The organism is Microvirga yunnanensis (assembly GCF_025460875.1).
Window position 1 is genome coordinate 1 of record NZ_JAMXFI010000059.1, and the last position, 22,535, is coordinate 22,535.

Here is a 22,535-nt window from a genome sequence, read left to right on the forward strand (position 1 = left end):
ACGCCCATCGGTCACAGGCGACCACCGCCTTCATCGCAGCCCACCCGCAGGATTATGCGGCAGCCTATCTGCCGGCCTATGCGCCGGAGCTCAACCCAGAGGAGCAGTGTAATGCCTGTGTCAAGCGCGCCATGGAGAACGCACTGCCCGGATCAGTCGCCGATCTCCATCGCATGGTCCGCCGCGAATTCAGCCGCCTTCAGCACCGACCTGAGATGATCGTCAGCTTCTTTCGCCACGCAGGGCTCTCCGTTGCAGGAATTCCGTGAAAATCATTAGGGAGCCGCCTTCGCATCTGTTTCCCCAACGCGGAGCCTTCCGTGCTCGACGTCGGACGAACGATCGGATGGCGGAAAGCGACGCCAGAGGATGAGCCATGTACAATTGGCGCCGACCCATTCTAGCTCTCTATGATTCACACCTCACGAAGAATCCGATACCAGGGTACGTTGTCAATCTGGACACATTCCATCGCTAGCCCGCCGAGCGGCGTCGGGAGGTCCAGATCCGGCACCTCACCGAGCTGTTGCGTCACGCAGGGCGTCGCGTTCCCTCCTATCGGGAACTCCTGCACAACGCCAAGGTCATTCGAGACGATGTGGTGGATCTATCGCAGTCTCTCCGGGTTCATCCTTCGCCAGATTATGGCCCTAGAGGAACTCCGCTGACGCAGGACGATCGGTGCCGGATGTGAGGCGTGTGACATGCCCGTGCTGTCCCCAGCAGTTCCAGAAGCGAGCCAGCCCGACCAGGAACCCTAACCCATAGGAGACATGCAGAATTGCGAATGCGGCCATGAGCGAAGGCAGCATGGTAACACCTGCATTCCGTCCTGCCCAGACGGACGCGGTCAGATTAGCGACCGCATAAGAGCCGGCTGTCAGAGCAAGCATCCAAAGGCCGACGCTCGTGAAGGGCGACAGAGCTGTCGCGAACAGCAAGGTCATCACGAAGAGTGGGGGAATGAACTGCCGCGCCCGCATCTGGCTCGGATGCTTTTGCATGACACGCACCTTCCAGTACCCATACTGATAGTACTGGCGCCACAAGGAGCGAGGCGTGCTGCGATTGTAATAGCTCGACTTGACGTACGGGCTGATCAGTACCGATCCACCATGCTCCCGCAGGCGGTAATTGAATTCATCGTCCTGGTTTCGAACCTGCTCCTCATCGAACAGGCCAATCTCCTCGAAGACACGGCGCGGCCAGGCACCCAGATAGACAGTGTCTACCCACTGCTCTTGCGACGCGAGACGCCACCGCCCATGCCCGACGCCGAAGGAAGTGCCGGTGGCCAGCGACACTGCTTCGCCGAAACGGCCCTGGCATATCGGCTCCGTGCCACCTCCGACATTGTCTGCGCCGGATGTCTGCAGGGCGGCGACACACTGCGAAACATAGTCAGGAGCGATGAACGTGTGACCATCGATCCGCAGGATCACATCCCCGGTCGACCGGGCGATTGCGAGGTTGAGGGCCGAAGGAGCAATCCGAAGCGGGTTATCCAGCACCACGATACGGGTTTCCGGGTGGTCCGCAGCCAGCCTGCCGATGATGGCTCGAGTATCGTCCGTCGACTGGCCATCGGCGATAATGATCTCTATCAGCTCGGACGGGTAATCCTGCGCGAGAATAGCGTGGAGACACTGTTCGATATGCTTGGCCTCATTGCGGACAGGCATGATGATGCTGACACTGACCGGTCGAAACGCGCGACCCATGTCAGCTTTGAAGTCGTTCGCCTCTCTCGATAGAGGCACTACGTTACGCATTTCGAACTCCCTGAATTCATCCAGCTCTCGCGCCCCGGAATGGCCTTGATGAGAGAACTGCTATTGTTTCGGGACCTTGCCCTACAGACAACCGTCCGGTGGAAGATCGTTTCAGCAGGACACGTTGAACGTGCGCATCCAGGTTTCGAGAGACATGATGCGAAATAGCCCTAGATATGACTCCTTGTTCCCCGTATCGACCCGCGAGGAGGCGTGCCATTGCCTCAGGGCCGCCGAATTGATGTACTTCTCGCTGCGCATGGTACCTTTGACCAATTCGTTGATCCGAGGTTTGAGATCATCGGAGAGCCAAATTCGATCGGGTGCCGCGAAACCCAATTTGCTCTTTCGCAATCGTACCGACTCCGGCATCAAGCCCTTCATCGCTTTGCGAACAGCGAATTTGCTCCAACCGTTATTCACCTTCAGATGATCCGGAAGCGAGATTCCGTGCTCGACCAGGCGATGATCCAGGAGCGGGACCCGTGCCTCAATCGAAAACGCCATCGACGAGCGATCTTCGAATCGCAGTAGCTGGGGAAGCGTGTCAACGAGGATGTCGTCGAGTTGGATCCGCTGCATCAGCGTGCTGGAACCATTCGTTTCGGCGTTTCTATGACCGAAAGCGTTGCGCCACCATCGTGTAGCGGGTGAACTCTGATCTGAGACGGCGCTGCTCCAATCGGCTCGAATTACATTCTTCATGACCGAGTCGACGTTCAGCAACTGGCGCAGGCCCTTTGGGAGATAGCGATATCCGTTACGCAAGTCGAGCACGTAACGGTCCCCCTGGCGCATCATCGCATAGAGCTCGCTCGACAACCTCGGGAGGCGGCCGGATCGGAGGAGAGAAGCCATATATGCATAACGGAATTTGGCGTAGCCTCCGAACACCTCGTCGCCACCCTGTCCGTCGAGGAGGACTTTGACGCCGGCCTCCTTTGCCGCTCTCATAACCCTCCACTGTGCGTAGAAGCTCAGACTGCCGCACGGCATGTCCTGATGCCATGTCAGTCGTTCGAAATCCGCCCAGAAGTCCGAAGCAGACGGGAACACGAGCTCTGATTTGGCCCCAACCGAGTCGGCGATGCTCCGAGCGAAACTCCGTTCATCAAGTTCCTTGTATTCATAACAGGAAGTGAAGGTGTGAAGCCTGTCGCCGATTGCTCCCGCGGCTTCCGGATTCTCGCGCGAAATTTTGCCGACCAATGCGACGACGGCCGATGAGTCCAAACCTCCGCTGAGACAGCTACCGATCCGAACATCGCTGATCAGATGCTTTCGAACGCTGTCGACAAGGAGTTCCTGCAGACGTCCGATTTGATCCTCATCCGACAAGTCGTACCGCGTGTTCGGAGTCAGCTGATAATAGGAGCGCGGTGTGAACTGATCAACGCTCAGATCGATGTCAATGCAGTGCGACCCTGGAAGGGCCTTGATATCGCGGAACATGGTCCGTTCGCTGTAGTCGCAATTGCCATGGGTGAGGAAGCCGAGGACCGCCTCATCGTCGGCCACTGCCTCGACTCCGGGAAAAGCGAGAAGCGCTTTGATCTCTGACGCGAAGATGAAAAAGCCGTCCTTCAAGGCGTAGTAGAACGGCTTGATACCAAACCGGTCGCGGGCACAGAACAGTCGTCTCTGATTTCCGTCCCAGATCGCGAACGCGTACATTCCCTCTATCCGCGAAAGGCAATCCTGTCCCCAGTGCACGTATGCAGTCAAAAGGACCTCGGTGTCTGTGCGGCTCTTGAACCGGTATCCGCTCTGTTCGAGTTCGGCCCGTAGCTCCAGGTGATTGTAGATTTCGCCATTGAAGACAATCCAGGTGCGGCCATCGCCGGTTGCCATCGGCTGCAATCCGCGGTCCAGAAGATCAAGGATCGCGAGCCTCCGGTGCCCTAATGCAACTTGAACTGCATTATTGTGACCGTGTTGCGCAGTTTGTGGAACGAAAACCTGGCTTGACGTTTCGCCGTCGAACCATCCCAGCAGGAACCCTTCTCCATCGGGCCCTCTGTGGGACTGAAGGTCGTTCATCCGCTGCAAAACGCTAACATCGATGGGCTCTCCGCTGAGGCTAACAACGCCTAAGATGCCGCACATCAGTATTTCCTCCAGGATGGGTCGGGTCGGTCAAAGCAGCGGCGGCACCCGCAGGGGCTTTGGTTTACTTGCTCTCAGTCGAGACGAACGGGCGGTCGCCCAGCTCATAGATCGGGCGATCACGCTTCATGATGCCGCGATAGATCCGCATGAGCTTCTCTGTTATCACCTGTTCATCAAGTTCTCGAATCGCGTCACGACCCTTGACCCTTGCCCCATGGAGAAGAACTTTTTCAAGAGCGGCGGCGATCGTCTCAGGTTCGTGATCCGCAGCGATTTCACATCCGTCGATGCCGGCCAGCCGTTCGACCACATCGCCGACTACCACGGAGGCGATGCCGAGATTGCATGCAAGGGCCTCCTTGACGATCGTGGGAGATCCTTCCTGCAGGGATGTCACGACCATGGCGTCGCAGGCATGCATCAGCTTGATGATGTCGCCATGTGGCATGTTCCACCCGAGCACGAGCCTGGCGGGCAACCTTCTGTTGAGAGCATCGACCGCCTCGCGTGCCCGGTCGTAACGCTTCAATGGGTCCTTGGGATTGCCCACGAAGAGGACGAGCCGCTCATCGAGAGGGAGGTTCAGCTGCCGGCGCGCGTCGTCCTTCGACAATTCGGGCAAGGATGCGAGGTCGACTCCCGTCGGCAACATATGAGGTGTCAGGGAGTCAGGGAGGTTCTGCTTCATCTCGTTCGACACGATGATCACCGCATCCGCAAAACGAGCTGCGATCCTGCCGAGCCATACGAGCAACTTCCCTCGAAAGGTCATCTGTCCCGTCTTCGAAAGGTGGCCCAGCATGTCGACCCCATGAAAGGTGATGACGAGGGGCAATCTCTTCGGCCAAGGGATCAACGCGGCCTGACCGAACTGGGCGTGAACCAGATCATACTGCTTCCACCTCGATCGGTACTCCCACTGCAAGCGGCACCAAGCCTTGAAGTAGTTGAGGGGATTCTTTGCACCGCGAAAGAAGAAAACATCAACGTCAGCGCCTGCGCGCCTCAGAAACTTCACCTGCTGCACGAGAAAAGGAACAGCAAAGGGACTGTTTTCCGTCGGCCACTCGGACGTGATCATCAAGACGCGTATTGGTGCCTCCATGCAAAACTCCTGACCAAATTTGTTTCGAGATGTCCTTGAGCCGACCGGTCCTTCACCCGCGGAGCCGCGATGGTTCCGCTCGAAATTGCACTCTTCGACGCGTGATCGAACGCGATCCCGCAACGCCTTTCCTAACGACCGATCCTTGTCTCGCAGAGTGTCCAAAGCTCGCTCACAATGTGCTCCGGCTGAAACTTCCGTTTGATCGCGTCCCGTGCACGGTTTCCGAACGCTTTTCTTTTAGCGGAGTCAACTGCCAGCTGTTGCACGTACTGCGCCAGCTCACGGGCATCCATTCCGGCTATGAAGCCTGTCGTTCCATGCTCGACCACGTCATCAACGGCGCCAACGTTGGTTGAAACACACGGCACACCGGCGGCCATGGCTTCCAGGACAACGTTCGGCATACCTTCTCTGTCCGATGAAAGCAGGAAGATGTCCGCCGCGCAGATCAACTCGCGGGCTTCCCGGACCAGACCGAGAAATCGTATGGAATCCTGTAGACCAAGATCGTCTGCGTGCGCCTGGACGGCTGCAAGATCTCCCTGATCTCCTCCTGCCACGACGGCTTTGATGGCAACCTGCTGGACCACGTGATGCACGACATCGACGAAACGCGTGAAGTTTTTGGCCGGCTCAACGCGGCCGACACCGAGCACGAGCACGTCGTCGTCGGACAATCCCAATTTCCGGCGCCAGGACTCGCGATTGGATCGGACGTCGTCGTCGGAGAAGACTTGAATGGCATTCGGAACGTAGACAACTTGCTTCGATGATGCGCTCCGTTCCGAGATCTCGATTTTCGTCCGCAGTGAATTGCACACGGCTGTCGATATTCCTGCCAGGCTCGCCCATGCCCAGAGGGACCTCCAGCGTGATGGCAGGTCGGTGAACCCTGTGTTTCGGAAGGATCCGACCCGATGGGCCGCGAGCCCGATCAGAGCCAATCCATAAGCGTTCGTGTAGGAAGACCATGAGAAAAAGTGCTTCGCGCCTTGCGCAATGCAAAGCTTTCTGAACTGCCACATTTTCGCGAGTGGGCTGCCCGTCAGGAGCACGACCGGGATGTTCAGCTTCCGGATCGGCTCCTCCCAGAATCCGAGTTCTCCGGACACATAGACGGCCGGGCTCCAGCGGCTACGGTCACAATGCGACAGGAAGGTATAGAGCTGGCGTTCGCTGCCGCCATGCTTGAATTGCCCGATAATGATGGCGATCGGGCTCGGACGGGCTGCGGCGGAGCGCGCCTTCTCGAAGCCTCCGTTGCGCACACTAGGCATATCTTCCGCAGCCGTCGACAATGTTGTAACCCTCTCCCGTACCATTTTGGCTTGAGCGGTCGTGACGTTCGGCGCATCGTCGGGCAGATGTCGTCAACGTCCGCTCTTGCATTCGACCTTCGGTTTGCGATCTTGATCGCATGGACCGATCACGCTGCTTCGCAGACGGGCATCATTTGTCCGGACGGTGATCACTTCCTCCGCGTTTCGGCGAACATCAACCAAAGCCCCGGCAGGGTACCATCAAACCCGACTGCATGTAGTCTCTCTTCGGGAGTGCACCTAAAGAGCCGGCTCTCACCGCTGATCAAGTTCGGCGGGGCAGGGCGCTTTGCCTTCGGCTTCGGACGCAGAAGATGCCTGTTCGGCCGGGGAGGCTCGACCAGGCTTTGATCGCCGGTCCGGTCGCCCTGGCGCCGCTTGGCGACCACTGGGGGCTTGCTCGAGAGGGTGAGCGCGTCGGACCGAGCCGCGTGGCGGTGACCGCGGGTCACGTCGCTCCGGCGGGGCCCGAGCTGATGACGGGCGGGTTGGGAGAGCATGCGGGAATGCCGTTCATGCCGGGTCGGCCGCGAGGGCAGGTCAGGCGCTCTGCATTGCCATGGAGGAGTTTGAACCGCATAGGGATATTCCGCCGATGTCCCACGGACCATACGTTCACATCGCCAGTGGCGTTGAGTGTCGTGCCCGGTCTGAACGTACGGGATCATGGGGCGCGCCGGAGGCTAGCCGAAGGGCCTCGTGAGGCGGGCTGACATCTTGGCCGGAGGGTGCGAACTCGCGACTGACGAGCAACTGGCCAGCCATCGTTTCTGCGGACGTTATTCTGGGGTAATACCTGAGTTCGTTTCTGTTTTGCGGCCACATTGCTAAGATTTACGTGATTCATTGAGAGGCGCGAAGATCATGGGGAATTGGCGTAGACCTATTTTGGGGTTTTACGACACGCATGTCACACGCAACCCTGTTCCGAACCATGTTTCATTTCTGTCCGATTTTTATACATGGCCGATCACGCAGCGGCGCTCGACCCAAGCTCAACAACTCAAGCAACTTTTGATACATGCTTCTCGCAATGTACCGTATTACGAAGATTTGCTGCGCCAGACCGGGGTTGTCGACGGTGATCACGTTGACCTGACGCGTTTCTCGCGGATTCCGGAATTGACCCGCGATCATCTGCACAACGACTTTGAGCATCTGAGGAGCCGGGACTACCAAGGTCGATCTTGGTATAAGAACGGGTCAGGAGGAAGTTCGGGAATTCCCGTTATCGTCATGCAGGACCGGTATTATGATGAGATCGGCCGGGCGACGATAGAGTTGCAGTATCAATGGGCCGGGAGACAACCTGGTGAATCATTCGTTACGCTCTGGGGCTCTGAACGTGATGTTCTGCTTGGTACGACAGGGTGGCGGAATAAGCTTTCCAATTTCATCCGCAACCAGACCTTCCTCAATTCGTGGTGCATGAGCAAGGAAGACGTTGAATGTTACGCCAAGACGCTGCAACGGGTACGTCCCGTAATGATCGAGGCTTATGCCGAGAGCATTTATGAGATGGCGCGCTACATCAACGACAGAGGAATCAAGATTGCGGGTGTCAAAGGTATTATTACAAGCGCCGGTACGCTCTACCCATTCATTCGAATCGAAGTTGAGAAAGCCTTCGGCTGCCCTGTTCTCAACCGATATGGCTCGCGCGAGGTCGGTACGTTTGCCGGAGAGCGGGTCTCCGGCGACGGAATGGACGTCTTTACCTATACCCATCTGGTCGAGGTGGTGAACGATCGTGGCGAGCCATGCAAGCCGGGCGAAGAAGGTGACGTGCTTGTCACATGCATGACGAATTATACGATGCCGATCATCCGCTATCGCATCGGTGATCGAGCGGTGGTCGGCGCATTGACGGAATTTCCCACGCCGTCGGTGGAGAAACTGCAAACGGTGACCGGGCGCATCATGGATACCTTTGTGCGCGCGGACGGATCGACGGTTCCGGGAAATTTCTTCATGCACTTCCTCGGCAAGGTTCACAACGACGGATGGTTGAAGAAGGCCCAGGTTATCCAGACCGAGTATAACTCCATCCTCATCAAGTTGATCACCGAGATAACTCCACCCGCCTGCGCTCTGGGAGACATCCGCACCTCGTTCCAGCGGGTGATGGGGGACGACTGCAAAGTCGAATTCGAGTTCGTGGACTCGATCCCGCCGCTGGCATCCGGCAAGTACCGCTATGCCGTGTCCCTCGTTCAGCATCCCAGGATGTGCCATAATTATCCGCTGAGTTCTTTCGTGACCGAAGACAAGATGGCCTCCTGACCCGTCCTGCATGCGCTCAAGCCCTGTGGTGCGTGAACGTTGATGACAGTGCGGGATCGTCAAGCGGGTTTCGGAACGGTCGGCCGAGCGGCAGCCCACGGGGTAGATCCCAGCGGCAGGTCCTGCCCGGTCTCATGTCCCGGACACTGGGAAGACGAGGAGGGGAATGGCTGCGACAACCGGTAACCGGCACATCTCTTACGACAGGCAGTATCCGATGAACGCTCTGAACCGCCGCATACTCGCCGCCAGCGCATGGTTCTGCGTGCCGATCCTTGCCTACTTGTCACTTGTCCCAGATGAGTTCCAAACGCGTACCAGCGCGCCGGGTTACGTCGAGCACTTCGTCGCCTATTGTGGCGCCGCGGTCCTGTTCGCGCTCAGTTATCGTCAGAAGCGGATGCAGATCGCCTCTTCGCTGGTAGCCTATGGGGTTGCGCTGGAAGTGCTCCAAAGCCTGTCGCCGGGGCGGGAAAGCAGGGTCTTCGATGCATGCGTCAGCGGCGCGGGGGCCATCTTTGGCGTTGCCGCTGTTGCCCTGGTGGCGGGGCGATATTGGCAGCCCGCATCGAGATAGCCGTAGAACCCGCAGTGCCGGCCCGAGCCCGCAGCAAGGCGCATCCTGCGAGCGGTCGAAGGATGGCGCAGTCGCCCGCCAGTGCCCCGTCCAAAGGCAGGCAACCGATGCCGCGACGCTCGTCGTCCACAGGCGCTTTTGCGAAACATCGTATCACATTGATGAAATCGCCGCATGGCTGCTTGCTACCAGGCGATCAGTCCCTATAAACCTTATCGCTTCGCTTCTGGTTGATGTGATAGGGATGACCAAAGGGCCAGCACGTCAAATCAGGCCCTGTCACGCTGTTACGAACCATCGAAGGCCATAGATGGCACTGGTTAAGACGACCGATCTTCCGGGCAAAGCCACCCTCCGCCAGATTGACGGCGATACTCCGGTTGCAGTGGACCGACCCGGGTCTTCAAAACGGGTGAACGCATCGCGACGGGCCCATGATCGCGTCCGCGCCAGGCAGCAGAAGGCTGCCGAGCGCATCGGCGCGGCCACCGAGGAATTGGCCAGCGGCGTGACGGAATCGTCGTCCGCCGCGGAGGAGTTGCGCCGGGCGATGGAGCAAATCGCCGCCGGGGCCGAGGAGGCGGCGGGGGCATCGCAGCAATCCCTGTCGGCCATCATGAGCCTCGGTGCATCATTCGCGGAGTCCAGGCGCCACGCCGAGGCGACCCAATCCAAGACGGCCGGTCTCCAGATCCTCCTGATCGAAGCGGGGGCTCAGATCGACGCCTCGGTGGCGGCGGTCACGGCGAACGCAGCCCGTCAGCAGGCGATGGTCGATGTGATCGAACTCCTTGAGAAGCAGGCGATCGCAATCGGCGAGATCACCCGGACGGTGGGCGACATTTCCGATCAGACCAACCTTCTGGCGCTGAATGCCGCCATCGAGGCGGCTCGAGCGGGGGACAACGGCCGCGGCTTCGCCGTCGTTGCCGACGAAGTCCGCGCGCTGGCCAGCGCGTCAGAAAAAAGCGCCCAGGACGTCCAGACCCTGGCCGACGGCATCGCCACGGAGGTCCGGTCGGTCGCCGCGAGGATCAGGGGCGCGGCTGAAGCGGCAGCGGGCGAAGCCCGCACGGGCCGCGCCGTCGTCTCGGCTCTCGACCGGATTCGCGCCGACATGGCTCTCTTGGCCGAGGGCAGCCAGTCCATCCTGGCCGCCGCCATCGAGGCCGAGACGGCCATTCGCGAGGCGCAGCGCGGGGCCGAACAGGTGGCAAGCGCCGCCGAGGAGCAGGCCGCGGCGGCCGCGGAGGCTCAGCGTTCCGTGCAGCAGCAGAGCGTCTCTCTCGACCAAAGCCAGCAGACCGCACACGACCTGGCCGCCCTGGCCGATGATCTTCAGGCGAACACCGCAGGATCGGCGACCGCCCAGCAGGTCGCATCGGCGGCCGAGGAGCTCTCGGCCGCGATCCAGCAATTGTCCGGTGCCGCCGGCGAGATCATGACCGCGGTCGATCAGATCAGCCGGGGAGCGCAGATGCAGGCCGCCGCGACCCAGCAGACCAATGCTGCGATGGAACGGATCGAGCGCGCCACGGCTGCGTCTTTGGACGCCGCCGGCACGTCCGTCCAGCGCGTCGAGGCTTTGGCGGCAGCCCTCCAGGAGAACCGTTCGGCGACGCTGCGGATGGCCGACGGGGTCGAACAGGGCTTGCGGGAGACGCAGGCCGTCATCGACATGATCGGCGGCCTCAACGAGACCAGCCGACGCATCGAGAAGATCGTGGACAGCATCGCTCTCGTGGCGGTCCAGACCAACATGCTGGCCGTGAGCGGCTCCATCGAGGCGGCGCGAACCGGGGAAGCGGGGCGCGGTTTCGCGATTGTCTCCGGGGATATCCGCGTTCTGGCCCGGGATGCCTCCGAGAACAGCGATCGTATCAAGGAAGTGGTTCGCCAGATCCGGGATCAGATCATCGTCGTCCGACGCGATCTCGATCAAAGCGCATCGATTGCGGAGGCCGAGGTCGCCAAGAATACCCTGATGGCCGAGAGGTTGGGGGCGGTCGAGGCCGATGTCGGCGCGATCCGGCATGGAAGCGCGGCCATTCTGTCCGGAGCGGAGACGATCCTCGGTGCCGTTCGCGAGGTCAGGCTCGGGACCCAGCAGGTCGCGGCGGTGGCCGAACAGGCCGGAAACGCATCCGTGCAAGCCGCCACCGCGGCCCGGCAGCAGGCGCGCGGCGCAGAGGATTTGGCCGCCGCCATCGAGGAGATCGCCTCCCTGGCGGATGAGCTCCAGATCGCGGAGACATGACAGCATGGCCGAGACGGCCCCTTCGCCGGTCGACCAGGCGCTTCTGACGGTGGAGGTGGATGGCGAGCGTTTCGCCTTTCCCGCCTCCGACGTCGCCGAGGTGATACGCCGGCCGGCCGTGTCCCGCGTGCCGCTCGCACCATCGAGCCTGGTCGGGATCGCGAACCTGCGCGGCGCCGTCCTTCCGGTCGTTTCGCTGCGCAGCCTGATGGGACGTCCGCCAGGCTCCTCCGCCCATACCCGTGTGGTCGTGGTCGATCGCGGCGCGCCGATCGGCTTGGAGATCGACAAGGTGGCCTCTTGGCGGGCGAGCGGTGTCGGGGACGAGGCCGATGAGGCGACGAGCGCGCCCGCGCGCCTGATCGACCTCGACGCCCTGTTGTCCCGGGACTTCGGGCATGACCGCGGACGCGCGCATCACAGGCGTGAAGCCGCGATGTCGGAGCCTCGGGAATCGAGCCCGACGACCCCCGACGAGGTGGCTCTGGTCTGCTTTGCCGTGTCCGGCCAGGACTTTGCGCTGCCGCTGAATTCCGTCCATGAGATCGTGGCCGTTCCCCCCGGCAGTGTCGCGGTGCCCCAGACCGATTCCGTGATGCTGGGCGTCGTGGCCCGGCGCGGGCGCCTGCTGCCGCTCGTGTCGCTTCGTGAACTCCTCGGACTTCCCTCAGGCCGACACGATGATGCCAGATCGCGTGTCGTGGTCGCGCGGGTCGGCGACGCATTGGTCGGCTTGGTGGCCGACGGCATCAAGGAAGTCCTGCGACGTCCTTCAGGAGACCTGGAACCTGTGCCGGCAATCCTGATCCGCGGCGGGGCGGAGGCCAAAATCCAGCGCATCTGCCGCCTCGATGGCGGTCGGCGGCTTGTGTCGGTGCTCTCGACCGACAACCTTTTTCGCGATCAGGCGCTGGCCGAGCTCATCGCGCCTCAGATGGAGACGGATCCGGAGATGAGCAGCCCCGACGCTTCTCCCAATCGCGACGAGCAGGTCATCGTGTTCCAACTCGGAAACGAGGAATACGGGCTGCCGATCGCGTCGGTCGACGAAGTGGTCCGCGTTCCCGAGACCCTGTCTCGTCTGCCCAGGGCGCCGGCCTTCATCGAAGGCGTCATGAACCTGCGGGGCCGTGTCGTGCCCGTGATCGACCAGCGGCGGCGCTTCAAGATCGAAAGGGGCGGCGAACGCCGGCGCGAGCGGATCGTCGTCGTCACGATCGATCAGATGCAGGCCGGTTTCGTCGTCGATTCCGTCTCGGAGGTGCTCACGATTCCCCAGGACCAGCTTCGCCCGACGCCCGAACTCGCAGCCGGCGAAACCCAGACCGTCCACCGCATTGCCAACATCGAGGCGGAGGGGCGCATGATCCTCCTGCTCGATCCGCACGAGCTCCTGGACCGGGCGGAGAAGGACCTGATCGCATCCTTGAGCAGCGCTCATCCCGATCGGCCCGACCCGTGACGCGACTGCTGATCGTCGACGATTCTCCCCTGATGCGGCGCCTTCTGGGCACGGTCTTCGCCGCCGAAGGCGATTTCGAGATCGCCTTCGCGCGTAATGGAGTGGAGGCCCTCGAGCAGCTTGGCGAGTTCAAGCCCGATGTGGTGACGCTCGACATCCACATGCCGGAGATGGACGGTCTGACCTGCCTCGACCGTATCATGCTGGAGCGCCCATGCCCCGTCGTGATGGTATCGTCTTTGACCGAGGCAGGAGCGAGCGTCACCCTCGAGGCCCTGAACCTGGGCGCTGTGGACTTCATCCCGAAGCCGAAGCGGGCGGTTTCGCTGGAGATCGAAACGCTCGCCCCTCTGCTGATCGAAAAGGTCCGTGCGGCATCGCGGGCGCGCCTTCCCGGCAGCCTGAGGCTGGCTGAGCGGGTGCGATTGAAAAGCGGCCTGACCAGGAAGCCCGCCGGTGTCACCCGGAGGTCGTTCCGTCCGTATCGAGAGGTTCCGGCGGCCAGGAGTGCAACTCCGTCCGCGCGTGGACTCATGCTCGTCGGCGCCTCGACCGGCGGTCCACCTGCCCTGGATGCGGTGCTGTCGGGCCTCCCGTCCGACTTTCCGGTGCCGGTGGTGGTGGCCCAGCACATGCCCGGATCCTTCACCGGGCCCCTGGCCCGGCGGCTCGACAAGCTCTGCGCCTTGGACGTGGTCGAGGTCACGCAGCCGATGCCGCTCGAAGCCGGACACGTCTATATCGGGAAGGGCGACGCGGACGTCATCATCGGCATTCGCCCGAGCGGACCGATCGTCATGGCCGCGCCGTCGCTTCCGGAACACCGCTGGCATCCGAGCGTGGACCGCCTGGTCGACAGCGCCATGGAGCATTTCGCGCCGGCTCACTTGATCGGCGTTCTGATGACCGGCATGGGCAGCGATGGAGCGGACGCCATGACGCGGCTGCGGGAACTGGGGGGCCGCACGATCGCGGAAGCCGAGGAGAGCGCGGTCGTGTGGGGGATGCCCGGCGAACTCGTGCGCCGGGGAGGGGCGGAGATCGTGGCGCCCCTGGAGCAGATTCCCCGTTGCATCATCGACATGATCGGGCGCGCATGAGCAAGTCCTCGCCGCCGAACAGGTCTGCCGCATCCGGGAAGGCGTCGGAGGTCCGGCTGAGCCCGGACGAGATCCGTCGCCTCTGCGAGTTCCTCTATCGCAGGACCGGGATGACCTTCGGCGAGAGCAAGCGGTACTACATCGAAAGGCGCATCGCCGACCGGATGTCCGCCACCGACATGCGCACGTTCCCGGCCTATTTCTCGTATCTTCAGACCAGCGAGGTCGAGGTCGAGCAGCTGATCAACATCTTCACGGTCAACGAGACTTATTTCTACCGGGAGGAGCATCAGCTGCACTGCCTGGGCCGATCGCTCCTGCCCGACATCGTGCGAAACAGACAGCCGGGCGATCTCGTGCGGATCTGGTCGGTGCCGTGCTCGACCGGCGAGGAGCCGTACTCCCTCGCCATCTGGCTTCTCGAGAACTGGCGAATGGTGGATGCCTACCATATCGAGATCGTCGGCTCCGATATCGACACGGAGGCACTCCTGAAGGCCCAGGACGGCGTCTACGGGGAGCGCGCCCTGTCGCGTCTGCCGGCTCACGTCATCGACCGGTATTTCGAACCGCCTCGCGATGGTCAGCGCAGGTTGATCCGGGACCTGCGGGAATCGGTCAAGTTCACATCGGTCAATCTGGTGGACAAATCCTCGGTCGCGGCCCAGGGCCGGTTTGACGTCGTGTTCTGTCGCAATGTCCTGATCTATTTCGACGATGCCTCGCGGGAACTCACCGCCGACAGTCTCTACGACGCGCTGAATCCGGGCGGCTATCTCTGCCTTGGTCATACGGAGTCGATGAGCCGCATCTCGAAGCGCTTCAGGCTCCGCCGCTTCGAGGATGCGATCGTCTATCAACGACCGGAGGGCCGTGATGGATGATCTTCTGCAGCACTTCGTGGTCGAGGCGCGCGAACTGGTTCAACAGGCGAGCGACGATCTCCTGAACATGGAGCGCGAACCATCGGTCGCCGCGCACCTGGACGGCGCCTTCCGCGCGGTCCACACCCTCAAAGGCTCTGTCGGGCTGTTCGATTTCGCTCCCATGGGTCTCGCGCTCCACGCTGCCGAGGATCTGCTGGGCGCCCTCAAAGGCGCCCCGGCGAGGATCGACGCCGACGTGATCGACCTTCTCCTCGACTGTGTCGGGCAGACGGAGCGCTGGGTTTCGGCCATCGAGCAGACCGGGGTTTTGCCATCGGATGCCGCCGATGAAGGATACCGTCTTGCGCGAGCGCTCCGCTCCCAGCTCGAAGGGGAGGCTGCGCCGGATGGTCCGGCGATTGCGGACGCGGATGGCGGCTGGATCGAGGACCTTCTGGCAGCCGGTTCCCGCCGGGCCGAACGGACGCCCAACAGCCTCACCCTGACCGCCATCCGGTACACGCCACGAGCCGATTGCTTTTTCGCGGGCGATGATCCGCTGGCGCTGCTGCGATCGGTCCCTGATCTCGTCCATGTTCGGGCGAGCCATCAGGCGCCCTGGCCTCCGGCCGCCGAGATCGACCCCTTCGCCTGCAATCTCCGTCTCGAGGCTCTGTCTTCGGCCGGGTACGAGGCGGTGAAGGCCGTGTTCCGCTTCGTTCCCGATCAGGTGGTCATCTACGATGTGACGGGGTACGAGGCGGCCGCCGGGGTTGAGGCCGGACGTGACGGATCTGCAACGCGCGAGAGACGCTCCGCCACGGCGGGCACTTCGCGGACGTTGCGTGTCGATGCTGCAAGAATCGACCGGCTCGCGGATCTCGTCGGCGAGATGGTCGTCGCCAAGAACGGGCTGGCGCACATCGCGGCCATGGGCGATGGATCAGCCGCGAGAGAGGATCTCGTGCGCAGCGTCGCCGCATGCCAGGCGACCATCGACCGGCTCGTCGCCGATATGCACAGAGCCGTCATGGATGTGCGCATGATGCCCATGCGCGAGATCTTTCGGCGCTTCCCGCGCGCCGTCCGCGAGAGCGCCGGCCAGCTTGGGACGCTCGTGGAGTTTTCCATGGAAGGCGAGGACGTGGAGGCGGACAAGTCCGTCACGGAGGGACTGGCCGAGCCTCTGCTCCATGTCCTGCGCAACGCCGTCGCCCATGGGGCCGAACCGGAGGAGGTCCGCCTCGCGGCAGGAAAGCCCTCCAAAGTCAGGATTATCCTCCGGGCCCGCCGGGAGGGCGATCGACTCGTGGTCGAAGTGAGCGACGATGGGCGCGGCATCGACCCCGAACGGGTCCGTCGCGCCGCGCGCGAGCGAGGCCTCGCGCCGGCAGACCGGATCACCCTCATGAGCGATGCCGAAGTCACGGACCTGATCTTCGCGCCGGGGTTCTCCACCGCCTCCGATGTCACCGATCTGTCCGGCCGCGGGGTCGGCATGGATGCCGTTCGCTCGGCGATTGAGAGACTTGGCGGGCAGGTCGCCGTGCAGAGCAGGCCCGGGCACGGGACGACGATCCGCTTCTCCTTGCCCCTGACCGTGGTCATGACCAAGGTGATGACCGTGCGAGTTGGATCCGAGACCTACGGCATCCCCATCGAGGGCGTTCTGGAAACAGCCTATCTGCCCACCTCCCACATCATTCCCATCCAGGGGGCGGAGGCTTTCGTCCTGCGCGACCGGACCGTGCCCCTGGTCAGGCTGGCCGATCTGCTGCGGATCCCTCGCGCGCGGGATCGGGAAGGCGGAACGAAGGTTCTGGTCATGTGGGTGGGCGACGAAAGGGTCGGCATTGCGGTTGACGGGTTTGCCGGGCGCATCGACATTCTGATGCGCCCCATGGCTGGTCTTCTGGCGAGCCTCCCGGGCGTCATCGGCACGACCCTGATGGGAGACGGGAGCGTCCTGATGATCCTCGACATCCCGGAGCTGATCGGATGAGCGTGCGTCTGGCGGGCGATGCCATCGTGCTGGAAGGGCCCTGCCGTGTCGAGGACGCGGAGCCGCTGCTCCGGTGGCTCCAGGAGAAACCCGGCCGCGTCGTGGATCTGACGGATGCCGAACACCTCCATACCGCGGTGTTTCAGGTTCTCCTGGCCCTGAGGCCAACCATCCGGGGAGAAGGAAAGGATACCTTCGTCCGAGACTGGATGGTCCCGCTCCTGTCGGCGGCCCAAGCGCCCGGGGCCGCGAGGACGGAGGGCTGACCTGTTGTCATTCGTTTCGGATACTCTAAAAGAGCAAATAACCCTTTTCTCTCAAACAAGAGCTGGTCTGTCCGGACAATCCGAACCCGCTGGTGGAGCATGTGAGTGGCTACAACTGTTCTGATCGTCGACGACAGCAAGCTGGCGCGCATCGTCGCCGGCAAGGCATTGGCTGCGCTGCAGCCGGACTGGGACCGCATCGAGGCCGGCAATGCGCAGGACGCCCTCGACATCATCCGCCAGCGGAAGATCGATCTTGCCATGATCGACTACAACATGCCGGAGAAGGACGGCCTTGAACTCGCGGCTGAACTACGCGCCATTCATCCGACCATGCCGATTGCCGTCATCACGGCCAACATCCAGGACGAGGTGATCGCGCGGGCAAGGGAGGTCAATGCCACCTTCGTCAGCAAGCCTCTGACGGAGGACGGGCTGCGAGGATTCATTTCCGGAGCGGCGCTGCGGATGCGATCGGGCGGCACGCCGTCATGATGAACGACCAGATCTCTCTGACGGAACTCGAACACGATGCTTTGACGGAACTCGTCAATATCGGGGTCAGCCGCGCGGCCTCGAGCCTGCGCAAGATGATCGGCGAGGAGGTTCTCCTCTCGGTACCGTCCATCGAGATCATGGCACCTCATCACGCCGCCCGGCTGATCGGCGAGCGGGAGACGGACGATCTCGTGGCTATTCAGCAGCGCTTCGAGGGTGCGTTCTCGGGCCGTGCCCTGCTGATCTTTCCCGAGGCCACCGGCCTCGATCTCACCAAGGCGATCATCGGGAACGACGTGCCGCCGGACGAAGTCGCCGCCATGGAGCAGGAGGCTCTTGCCGAAACGGGCAACATCATCCTGAACGGCTGCCTCGCCACCATGGCCAATATGCTGAAGCGATCCCTCAGCATTTCTCTGCCCGAAGTGATCCGCGGCGATGGTACCCGGCTCTTCACCCTCGAACACAATCAGCCGGACGATGGGCTCGTTCTCTTCCTCTACATCAACTTCTCAATTCGGAATCGTGATATCCGGGGCTATATCGCCATGCTGATGGATCTGCCGTCGCTTGCCGCATTGAAGGAGCTCATCGCGAGCTTCATCGATCGGGTGATCGGAGACGAGGCTTAGGCTATGGCATTCACGATCTCATCCGCGAGACTCTGCCAAGAATGACCGCCCCGATCCTGTCCCAGCGCGAGGCCAAACAGGCGATCGACCGGGCCGCCGATGAGCTGCGGCGCGTGGCCGGGCCGGTCTTCGCCGCCTTCGAGAAGTCCGGGCTGCCCATGGTTGCCACGGATCCGCGGGTCTTCGACAATCCCATCGTCTACGTCAACGATGCCTTCTCCAGAGTGACGGGCTACGCTCCCGAGGAGGCGGTCGGCAGAAACTGCCGGTTCCTCCAGGCTCCCGACACGGACCAGAAGGCGATCGCGCAGATACGGGAAGCGATCACCGGCGGCCGGGCGGTCTCAGCGGAACTGCTTAACCGGCGCAAGGATGGTTCTCAGTTCTGGAATCATCTCTTCGTCACGCCCGTGTGCGATTCCACCGGCGAGCCCCAGTTCTTCCTCGCGACACAGGTCGATGTCACCGAGGCGCATCAGTCGCGGACGATGCAGGCTGCCTTCGAGGCGAGCCAGCGAGAGCTGGATCAGACGAACGAGCGGCTGCGCCAGACCCTGACGGTGGCCGGAAGCGGCGGCTCCTGGGACTGGGACATTCCCCAGGGACGCTTCACGGCGGACGCGCGATTCGCGGTTCTTCACGATCTCGACCCCGCCGCGGCGGAGAAGGGCCTTCCGGTCGAGGATTTCTTCAAGTCGATCCATCCGGACGACCGTCGACGGGTCCGCCTCGCCGTCGGGGGCATTCTCAATGGAGCGGAGATCTTCTCGAAGGAGTACCGTCTCCTCGGGTCGGACGGTTCGGTGAAATGGGCCCTTGCGAGAGGGCGCTGCCATTTCGACCACACCGACCGGCCGGTGCGGTTCACCGGGGTAGTCATCGACATTACCGAGCAGAAGCACGTCGAACAGCGTCTCCGGATCGCCCAGAGCGCGGGTGGCGTCGGAACGTTCGAGTACGTGGAGGGCTACGCGACCGTCAACGTCTCGGAGGAGTTCTGCCGATTGCTCGGGCTTCATCCGAGCAGTGCTCTTCCCATCCGGACCGTGAATGCTCTGGTCGAGCCGGGAGATCGTCCGATCGTCGAGCCGAGCTCCGGCGAAACCGCCTCCTATGTGGAGTTTCGAATCAAGCGCGCCGATGACCGGGAGCCTCGATGGCTGGCTCGGCGCGGCGAGTATGTGCGCGATGCGGATACGGCAGGCCTGCGATTCATCGGTGTCGTCTACGACATCACGGTTGCCAAGCAGTCGGAGGCGAGGCTTCGCGAACTCAACGAACGTCTCGAGAGCCGCGTGGAAGAGCGGACCCGGGAGCGTGACCGGCTCTGGAGCCTCTCGAGCGATCTGTTCAGCGTGTGCGACGCCGACGGATTGCTCAACGCCGTCAACCCTGCCTGGACGGAACTTCTCGGCTACCGGGAAGACGAGATCGTCGGAACCCGGATCGACACCTGGATCTATGATGAGGATAAGCCGGTCGGGAACAGCCTGCTCCAGGCATTGCAGAGCGGGCGGGCCGTCAAGGACATCGACATTCGGGTCCATGCGAAGGACGGATCGTACCGCTGGATCAACTGGACCTTCGCTCCGGCCGGGGATGTGTTCTACAGCGTCGGGCGCGACGTCACTCAGCGCAAGCAGCTCGAGGAGCAGCTTCGACAGAGTCAGAAAATGGAGGCCGTCGGGCAGTTGACCGGCGGCATCGCGCACGACTTCAACAACCTGCTGACGGGCATCGTCGGCTCGCTCGATCTCCTCCAGTCCCGCATGGCGCAGGGACGCCTCGAAAAACTCGATCGGTACATCGGTGCCGCGACGACGTCAGCCAATCGCGCGGCGGCGCTCACGCACCGCCTTCTCGCCTTTGCCCGGCGCCAGCCGCTCGATCCGAAGCCTGTCGATGCCAACCGGCTCGTCCTGTCCATGGAGGACCTGCTTCGGAGAACGATGTCGGAATCGATCCGGCTCAATATCGCCACGTCCGAGAACCTGCCGCTCACGATCTGCGATCCAAACCAGCTCGAGAGCGCGATTCTCAATCTGGCGATCAACGCCCGCGATGCGATGCCCGAGGGAGGATCACTCACGATCGAGACCTCCGTCTCCAACCTGGACCGCGTCTATCCGCTCTCCCAGCAGGATGTGGCTCCGGGGCTGTATGTGACGATCAGCGTGTCCGACACCGGTACGGGCATGCCCGCCGACGTCCTGGCTCAAGCCTTCGATCCGTTCTTCACGACCAAGCCGATCGGCGAGGGGACAGGGCTCGGTCTCTCCATGGTCTATGGCTTCGCCAAGCAATCCGAGGGACATGTCAGGATCTACAGCGAGGTCGGCAAGGGAACGTCCGTCAAGATCTATCTGCCCCATCACACGGGCGAGCTGGAAGGGGAAGCGCCCGCCTCCGTGCTGAGCGACGCCCATCGGGCGGAAGAGGGTGAGACCGTTCTCGTGGTCGAGGACGAGCCCGTCGTCCGATCGCTCATCCTCGAGGTGCTGGCCGATCTCGGGTATCATGCCCTGGAGGCGGTTGACGGTCCGTCCGGACTCAAAGTGCTCGAGTCGAAACAGAGGGTTGACCTGCTCGTCAGCGACGTGGGGCTGCCGGGCCTGAATGGCCGCCAGCTCGCCGATCACGCGCGCCTGATGCGTCCCAACCTGAAGGTGCTCTTCATCACCGGCTATGCCGAGCAGGCCGCCATCGCGTCCGGCTTCCTGGCGCCCGGCATGGAGATGATCACGAAGCCGTTCGCGATCGAAGACCTGGCGGTTCGGATCCGTCACATCATCGAGAAGGGCTCGGACAAGCGCTAGAGCCTCGTTCGCACGATGCGCTCGCCGGTGTTCCGATCGCGTTCACCGGGACAAGCCTGGCGATGACGTGGCGTGTGTGACCCGGTGCGAACACCCTCCGCACGTCATGGCCGGGCTTGTCCCGGCCATCCCGATACGGAGAGGCGCCGTGCCCCAAACAATCGGGATCACCGGGACGAGCCCAGTGATGACGTGGAGGATGAACTGCCCGGCTCGCACCACCCTCGTCGTCATGGCCGGCCATCCCGAATGTCCGAGGCTCACATCGTTGAAGCGGCGCATCGTTCGCTTCACGAGCGTGGCCCGCTTTCGTCCTCACACTGCGCGACGCGCTCCGCTTTGTTCGGCAAGCCGCCAGGATGAGGTCGCCCGGCGAGTGACATCCGTCAGGCCTTGCGCGGGTCTCCGTCACGGCGAGCTGCGGCGGACCCGCGCCTGTTTCTCGCCGGGATCTGCCTCGGCCAGACGCGTCTCGATCGAGGACGCTTCCTTTCTGAGCAGCGGGGCGATTTCGAGTTGCCGCTCCCGGCTCAGGCGACTTTCGGTTGCCGCGATGGAAAGGGCTCCGACCGGTCTGCCGTCGGGCCCGTGAATGGGAACCCCGATCGCCCAGGAGTCCGGAAGAAGCATTCCGGGGTTGAGGGCATAGCCTCTCTCACGGGTATCTCGAACGAGACTGCGAAGCACCGGGGGCGAGAAGGGCGGGTACTTCTCCGCAAGAACGTCCGCGTTGGCGGCCAGCACGTCCTCGACCTCCTCGTCGGGCAGGGCGGCCAGTAGGGCGAGGCCACCTGCGCCGACCCCGAGCGGATGCCGGTCTCCCGCATGAAGGGCGTGGACCCTGATCGGGAACGGACCTTCCTCTCTGTGGACACAGATGGAATAGACGTCGCGAGGCACCGAGAGAAAGGCGGTGTCGCCGGTCCGTTGGCTCAACCGGACGAGGGACCGCACGGAGATCGAATGGATGCCGAACCGGGCGCTCGCCAGCGTACCGAGAACGTGGATCTCCGGGCCCAGATAATACCGCCTGGTCTCGAGGTCCTGATCGAGCAGACCCGCGCGCGTCAGGGCGAGAAGCATGCGTCGCACGGTCGGCTTCGACAGGCTGCATTGCTCGACCATTTCGGACAGCCGGGCGCCGGAGGGCCCGGCGCGGCCCACGAGCAGCAGCAAAGTCGCGGCCCGGTCGATCGCCTGTGCCCCGTGGGACGACGGGTTGCTGATGCCCTGAACGGCGATCCTGGCCGAAATGCTCTTCTCGTATTCCAATATATGGACCTTCGATGGCGGCCTTCCCGGGATTCAGCCCAGGTGGCACTTTTTCATTGACAAGGGATCCTATCAGAGTGCCTGCTAGGGGGCCAATGAAAACGCCCGGCAAGCGGCGTGCCTGAATAATCGCAGGTCCGATATATGGACCTTGGTCTTGAGGAAACACACGGGTCCCGGGGACCCGACCAGGAGG

At 62.5% G+C, this 22,535-nt stretch carries 17 protein-coding genes; 12 read left to right on the forward strand and 5 right to left on the reverse strand.

Annotation, left to right across the window (positions count from 1 at the left end; translation table 11 throughout):
- A partial coding sequence (locus NF876_RS24945; RefSeq protein ID WP_262271151.1) for a transposase occupies window positions 1–269 on the forward strand: 269 nt, incomplete at its 5' end.
- A gap of 381 nt (window positions 270–650) precedes the next feature.
- Here NF876_RS24945 and NF876_RS24950 read toward each other — a convergent pair.
- The 4 genes from NF876_RS24950 to NF876_RS24965 form a co-directional block, all read right to left on the reverse strand.
- A complete protein-coding gene (locus tag NF876_RS24950; RefSeq protein WP_262271152.1) occupies window positions 651–1,772 on the reverse strand; it encodes a glycosyltransferase family 2 protein in 1,122 nt (373 codons plus the stop codon).
- A gap of 111 nt (window positions 1,773–1,883) precedes the next feature.
- Window positions 1,884–3,878: an asparagine synthase (glutamine-hydrolyzing) gene (asnB, locus tag NF876_RS24955; RefSeq protein ID WP_262271153.1), complete on the reverse strand. Its 1,995-nt coding sequence runs from the start codon at window positions 3,876–3,878 to the stop codon at window positions 1,884–1,886.
- A 64-nt stretch (window positions 3,879–3,942) separates the two neighbouring features.
- Entirely contained in the window at window positions 3,943–4,962 is a 1,020-nt protein-coding gene (locus tag NF876_RS24960) for a glycosyltransferase family 4 protein (RefSeq protein ID WP_262271188.1), read from the reverse strand.
- 155 nt (window positions 4,963–5,117) lie between these two features.
- Entirely contained in the window at window positions 5,118–6,287 is a 1,170-nt protein-coding gene (locus NF876_RS24965; RefSeq protein ID WP_262271154.1) for a glycosyltransferase, read from the reverse strand.
- An 885-nt stretch (window positions 6,288–7,172) separates the two neighbouring features.
- Between NF876_RS24965 and NF876_RS24970 the strand changes: the two genes are divergently transcribed.
- From NF876_RS24970 to NF876_RS25020, 11 genes are all read left to right on the forward strand, one after another.
- A complete protein-coding gene (locus NF876_RS24970; RefSeq protein WP_262271155.1) occupies window positions 7,173–8,591 on the forward strand; it encodes a phenylacetate--CoA ligase family protein in 1,419 nt (472 codons plus the stop codon).
- Window positions 8,592–8,757: 166 nt separating this feature from the next.
- Complete coding sequence (locus NF876_RS24975) at window positions 8,758–9,168, forward strand: VanZ family protein (RefSeq protein ID WP_262271156.1); 411 nt, start codon at window positions 8,758–8,760, stop codon at window positions 9,166–9,168.
- Window positions 9,169–9,478: 310 nt separating this feature from the next.
- Entirely contained in the window at window positions 9,479–11,425 is a 1,947-nt protein-coding gene (locus NF876_RS24980; protein WP_262271157.1) for a methyl-accepting chemotaxis protein, read from the forward strand.
- Between the two features lie 4 nt (window positions 11,426–11,429).
- Window positions 11,430–12,887, forward strand: a complete 1,458-nt coding sequence (locus tag NF876_RS24985) for a chemotaxis protein CheW (RefSeq protein ID WP_262271158.1) — start codon at window positions 11,430–11,432, stop codon at window positions 12,885–12,887.
- Entirely contained in the window at window positions 12,884–13,987 is a 1,104-nt protein-coding gene (gene cheB, locus NF876_RS24990) for a chemotaxis-specific protein-glutamate methyltransferase CheB (RefSeq protein ID WP_262271159.1), read from the forward strand. Before NF876_RS24985 ends, cheB begins: the two co-directional genes overlap by 4 nt.
- Window positions 13,984–14,871, forward strand: a complete 888-nt coding sequence (locus NF876_RS24995) for a CheR family methyltransferase (RefSeq protein ID WP_262271160.1) — start codon at window positions 13,984–13,986, stop codon at window positions 14,869–14,871. Before cheB ends, NF876_RS24995 begins: the two co-directional genes overlap by 4 nt.
- Window positions 14,864–16,855 carry a chemotaxis protein CheA gene (locus NF876_RS25000; protein ID WP_262271161.1) on the forward strand — a complete coding sequence of 664 codons (1,992 nt, stop codon included), beginning with the start codon at window positions 14,864–14,866 and terminating at the stop codon, window positions 16,853–16,855. The genes NF876_RS24995 and NF876_RS25000 overlap by 8 nt, the downstream gene beginning before the upstream one ends.
- Entirely contained in the window at window positions 16,852–17,121 is a 270-nt protein-coding gene (locus tag NF876_RS25005) for a hypothetical protein (RefSeq protein ID WP_262271162.1), read from the forward strand. Before NF876_RS25000 ends, NF876_RS25005 begins: the two co-directional genes overlap by 4 nt.
- Before the next feature lie 105 nt (window positions 17,122–17,226).
- Window positions 17,227–17,616 (forward strand): response regulator transcription factor, encoded by a 390-nt coding sequence (locus tag NF876_RS25010; RefSeq protein ID WP_262271163.1) that lies wholly within the window; start codon window positions 17,227–17,229, stop codon window positions 17,614–17,616.
- Window positions 17,613–18,251, forward strand: a complete 639-nt coding sequence (locus NF876_RS25015; protein ID WP_373371500.1) for a chemotaxis protein CheX — start codon at window positions 17,613–17,615, stop codon at window positions 18,249–18,251. Before NF876_RS25010 ends, NF876_RS25015 begins: the two co-directional genes overlap by 4 nt.
- 41 nt (window positions 18,252–18,292) lie before the next feature.
- On the forward strand, window positions 18,293–21,067 hold the full coding sequence (locus NF876_RS25020; protein ID WP_262271164.1) for a PAS domain S-box protein: 2,775 nt from the start codon (window positions 18,293–18,295) through the stop codon (window positions 21,065–21,067).
- A gap of 408 nt (window positions 21,068–21,475) precedes the next feature.
- Here NF876_RS25020 and NF876_RS25025 read toward each other — a convergent pair whose 3' ends face one another.
- Window positions 21,476–22,342 (reverse strand): IclR family transcriptional regulator, encoded by an 867-nt coding sequence (locus tag NF876_RS25025; RefSeq protein ID WP_373371502.1) that lies wholly within the window; start codon window positions 22,340–22,342, stop codon window positions 21,476–21,478.
- Window positions 22,343–22,535: the final 193 nt, after the last annotated feature.